General features: G+C 67.5%; 5 protein-coding genes. All 5 read left to right on the top strand.

The window, feature by feature from the left end; all coding sequences use genetic code 11:
* On the top strand, window positions 1-475 hold a 475-nt coding region (locus VGE03_RS00165; RefSeq protein WP_331044440.1), incomplete at its 5' end, for an NAD-binding protein.
* Between the two features lie 175 nt (window positions 476-650).
* On the top strand, window positions 651-1,877 hold the full coding sequence (gene hemA / locus VGE03_RS00160) for a 5-aminolevulinate synthase (protein ID WP_331044439.1): 1,227 nt from the start codon (window positions 651-653) through the stop codon (window positions 1,875-1,877).
* Window positions 1,810-2,058: a DUF6898 family protein gene (locus VGE03_RS16530; protein WP_414644860.1), complete on the top strand. Its 249-nt coding sequence runs from the start codon at window positions 1,810-1,812 to the stop codon at window positions 2,056-2,058. Before hemA ends, VGE03_RS16530 begins: the two co-directional genes overlap by 68 nt.
* 206 nt (window positions 2,059-2,264) lie before the next feature.
* Entirely contained in the window at window positions 2,265-3,578 is a 1,314-nt protein-coding gene (gene glyA / locus VGE03_RS00155) for a serine hydroxymethyltransferase (protein WP_414644859.1), read from the top strand.
* 7 nt (window positions 3,579-3,585) lie between these two features.
* The coding region (nrdR, locus tag VGE03_RS00150; protein WP_331044437.1) for a transcriptional regulator NrdR at window positions 3,586-4,041 on the top strand (456 nt) is incomplete at its 3' end.

Genomic DNA, 4,041 nt, shown 5'->3' with positions numbered 1-4,041 from the left:
CCGCATCGAGGCGGCGCTGGAGCCGATGAGCCGCGCCACCTTCCGCGCCGGCGACCACGGGGCGGGGCAGGCGGCCAAGATCTGCAACAACATGATCCTCGGCATCACCATGCTGGGCACCTGCGAGGCCATCGGCCTGGCGGAGAAGCTGGGCCTCGACCCGGTCAAGATGTTCGACATCGTCGCCAAGTCCTCGGGCCAGAGCTGGTCGACGACGACCTACTATCCCTGGCCCGGCCCGGTGCCGACCGCCCCGTCCAACCGCAACTACGACGGCGGTTTCGCCACCGCCATGATGCTGAAGGACCTCAAGCTGGCCCAGGACGCCGCCGCCAAGTCCGGCGCCTCGACCCCGTTGGGCGCCCAGACCGAAGCCCTGTTCCAGATGTTCAACGGTCTCGGCTACGGCGGCCGCGACTTCTCGGCCATCCTGCAGATGCTGCGCGGCAAGCTGGACGAGCTGCCGAAGGATTGATCCACCTCAAGGCGGCGCACGGTCCTTTCGTCGATCCTGCCTTATGCGCACGATCAATACTGAGAACCGTTATCAATTAGCGGGTTGCGGCGATTTAACCGGGCTGTCGGATAGACTTTCGCCGGTTCGGGGCGCACATACGCGCCAATTGCCAAAGACCAGACGAGCCGCAGGGTTGTTCGACTACAAGGCCGCATTCGAGTCCGCCGTGGAGCAGGTGAAGGGGGAAGGGCGCTATCGCGTCTTCGCCGACCTGAAGCGCGTGCGTGGCGAATTCCCGAAGGCGGTGCGTCGTCGTGAGGACGGCTCCGAGCAGGACGTCATCGTCTGGTGCTCCAACGACTACCTCGGCATGGGCCAGCACCCGGCGGTGCTTGAGGCCATGCAGGTCGAGATCGACCAGGTCGGCGCGGGCGCCGGCGGCACCCGCAACATCTCCGGCACCACCCGTTCGGCGGTGGATCTCGAGGCCGAGCTGGCCGACTGGCACCAGAAGGAAGCGGCGCTTCTCTTCACCTCGGGCTACGTCGCCAACGAGGCCGCGCTGTCGACCCTGCAGAAAATCCTGCCGGGCCTGATCACCTTCTCCGACTCGCTGAACCACGCCTCGATGATCGCCGGCATCCGTCACGGCGGCGGCGAGCGGCACATCTTCGCCCACAACGACCTCGAACACCTCGAAGCCCTGCTGCAGGCCGCGCCCGCCGATGCGCCCAAGCTGATCGCCTTCGAGAGCGTCTATTCGATGGACGGCGACATCGCCGACCTGGCCGGCACCATCGCCCTGGCCAAGAAGTACAACGCCCTGACCTATCTGGACGAAGTCCACGCGGTCGGCCTGTACGGCCAGACCGGCGCCGGGGTGGCCGAGCGCGACGGCGTCCTCGACCAGATCGACATCATCGAGTGCACCCTCGGCAAGGCCGTGGGGGTCATGGGCGGCTACATCGCCGCTGACGCCGTGATCGTGGACGCGGTCCGCAGCTGGGCCTCGGGCTTCATCTTCACCACCAGCCTGCCGCCCGCCCTGACCGCCGGCGCCCTGGCCTCGGTGCGTCACCTCAAGGCCCACCCGGAGCTGCGCGAGGCCCATCAGGAGCGCGCCGCCGCCCTGAAGGCCCGCTTCGCCGCCGCCGGGATTCCGGTGATGGATTCGGTCAGCCACATCGTCCCGGTGCACGTCGGCAACCCGGTGCACTGCAAGATGATCTCCGACATGCTGCTCGAGCAGTACGGGGTCTACGTCCAGCCGATCAACTATCCGACCGTCCCCAAGGGCACGGAGCGCCTGCGCTTCACCCCGTCGCCGAACCACACCGACGCGATGATGGACGATCTGGTCAAGGCGATGGACGCGCTCTGGACCCACTGCAACGTGGTGCGTCTCCCTGCCGTCGCCTGATCACGGCGCGGATCCGGGCGAGGTCATCTTCGAGCTGACCCGCAACGGCCCCTACCTGAAATGCTCGGCCATCCACGTCGCCACCGGCCGCGAGGTCTCCGCCCTGGGCCCGGTGAACGAGCCGGAAGGCCTCAAGCGGGTGGCGCTGGCCAAGCTGAAGCGGGCGCTCGCTGCGGGATAACCCTCTCCCGACGGGAGAGGGAGGGGCCCGCGCCGCAGGCGTGGGAGGGAGTGGGGTTGGAATGCCCGGCGCCCATTCTCCGGCCTTCTCCGCACCTTAAGTATCCCCGCACCCTCCCGTCGGCTTTGCCGCCGGGCCCCTCCCTCTCCCCGTGGGAGAGGGGAGTGCGGACACAAGATGTTGTGGTGCACGCCTTCGGGGCCTAAATGGAGCGCCGCCATTTTCGGGGATTCCCAGTGACCGCCTACACCCACGCCGACTACTTCTCGAAATCCCTCGCGGACGCCGATCCGGATATCTTCAAGGGCATCCAGGGCGAGCTGGGCCGTCAGCAGGAGCAGATCGAGCTGATCGCGTCCGAGAACATCGTCTCTAAGGCGGTGCTGGACGCCCAGGGCTCGGTCCTGACGAACAAGTACGCCGAGGGCTATCCCGGCCGCCGCTACTACGGCGGCTGCGAGTTCGTGGACATCACCGAGGACCTGGCCCGCGAGCGCGCGAAAGAGCTGTTCGGCGCCGCCTTCGCCAACGTCCAGCCGCACTCGGGCGCCCAGGCCAACCAGGCCGTCTTCTTCACCCTGCTGCAGCCGGGCGACACCTTCCTGGGCATGGACCTGGCCTGCGGCGGCCACCTGACCCATGGCTCGCCCGCCAACCAGTCGGGCAAGTGGTTCCGCCCCGTGACCTACAAGGTCACCGAAGACACCCATCTGATCGACTATGACCACGTCGCCGAGATGGCCGAGCGCGAGAAGCCCAAGCTGATCCTCGCCGGCGCCTCGGCCTACAGCCGTCACATCGACTTCAAGCGCTTCCGCGAGATCGCGGACAGCGTCGGCGCCTATCTGATGGTCGACATGGCTCACTATGCGGGCCTGATCGCCGGCGGCGTCTATCCGGACCCGATCCCGCACGCCGACGTGGTCACCACCACCACCCACAAGACCCTGCGCGGTCCGCGCGGCGGCATGATCCTGTCGCGCGACGCCGACCTCGGCAAGAAGATCAACTCGGCGGTCTTCCCCGGCCTGCAGGGCGGCCCGCTGGAGCACGTTATCGCCGCCAAGGCCGTCGCCTTCGGTGAAGCGCTGAAGCCGGAGTTCAAGCTCTACGCCCAGCAGGTGGTGAAGAACGCCCAGGCCCTGTCCGCCGTCCTGATCGACCGCGGCCTGGCCATCGTTTCGGGCGGCACCGACAGCCACCTGATGCTGGTCGACCTGCGGCCCAAGGGCGTCACCGGCAAGGCCACCGAGCATGAGCTCGAGAAGGCGCTGATGACTTGCAACAAGAACGGCGTGCCGTTCGACACCGCGCCCTTCACCATCACCTCGGGTGTCCGTCTGGGCACCCCGGCGGGCACCACGCGCGGCTTCGGCGTGGCCGAGTTCGAGCAGATCGGCCACTGGATCGCCGACGTCGTCTCCTCGATGAACGGCGGCGATGAGGCCGATCCGGCCGTGGTCGCGGCTGTGGCGGCCCAGGTGCGTGAACTGACCCACCGCTTCCCGATCTACGGATGACGCGCTTATGAAGTGCCCCTTCTGCGGAAACCAGGACACCCAGGTGAAGGACAGCCGCCCGTCGGATGACGGCGCGGCCATCCGTCGGCGCCGGTCCTGCCCGCAATGCAACGGGCGCTTCACCACCTTCGAGCGGGTGCAACTGCGCGAGCTGGTCATCCTCAAGCGCAACGGCCGTCGCACGCCGTTCGACCGGGACAAGCTGGAGCGCTCGCTGGGCATCGCCCTGCGCAAGCGTCCGGTCCAGCCGGAGCAGATCGAACAGCTGGTCAGCCGCATCACCCGCCAGCTGGAAAGCCTGGGCGAGACCGAGATCCAGTCCTCGACCGTCGGCGACTTCATCATGAAGGCGCTGAAGTCGGTCGATGAGGTGGCCTACGTCCGCTACGCCTCGGTCTACAAGGACTTCCGCCACACCGGCGACTTCGCCCGCTTCCTCGGCGACGAGGGTCTGGACGACGAG

The organism is Brevundimonas sp., from assembly GCF_036400995.1.
In the GTDB taxonomy this organism is placed as follows: domain Bacteria; phylum Pseudomonadota; class Alphaproteobacteria; order Caulobacterales; family Caulobacteraceae; genus Brevundimonas.
The sequence above is the reverse complement of the archived record's forward strand: the minus strand, read 5'-3'. Positions and strand labels throughout refer to the sequence as shown.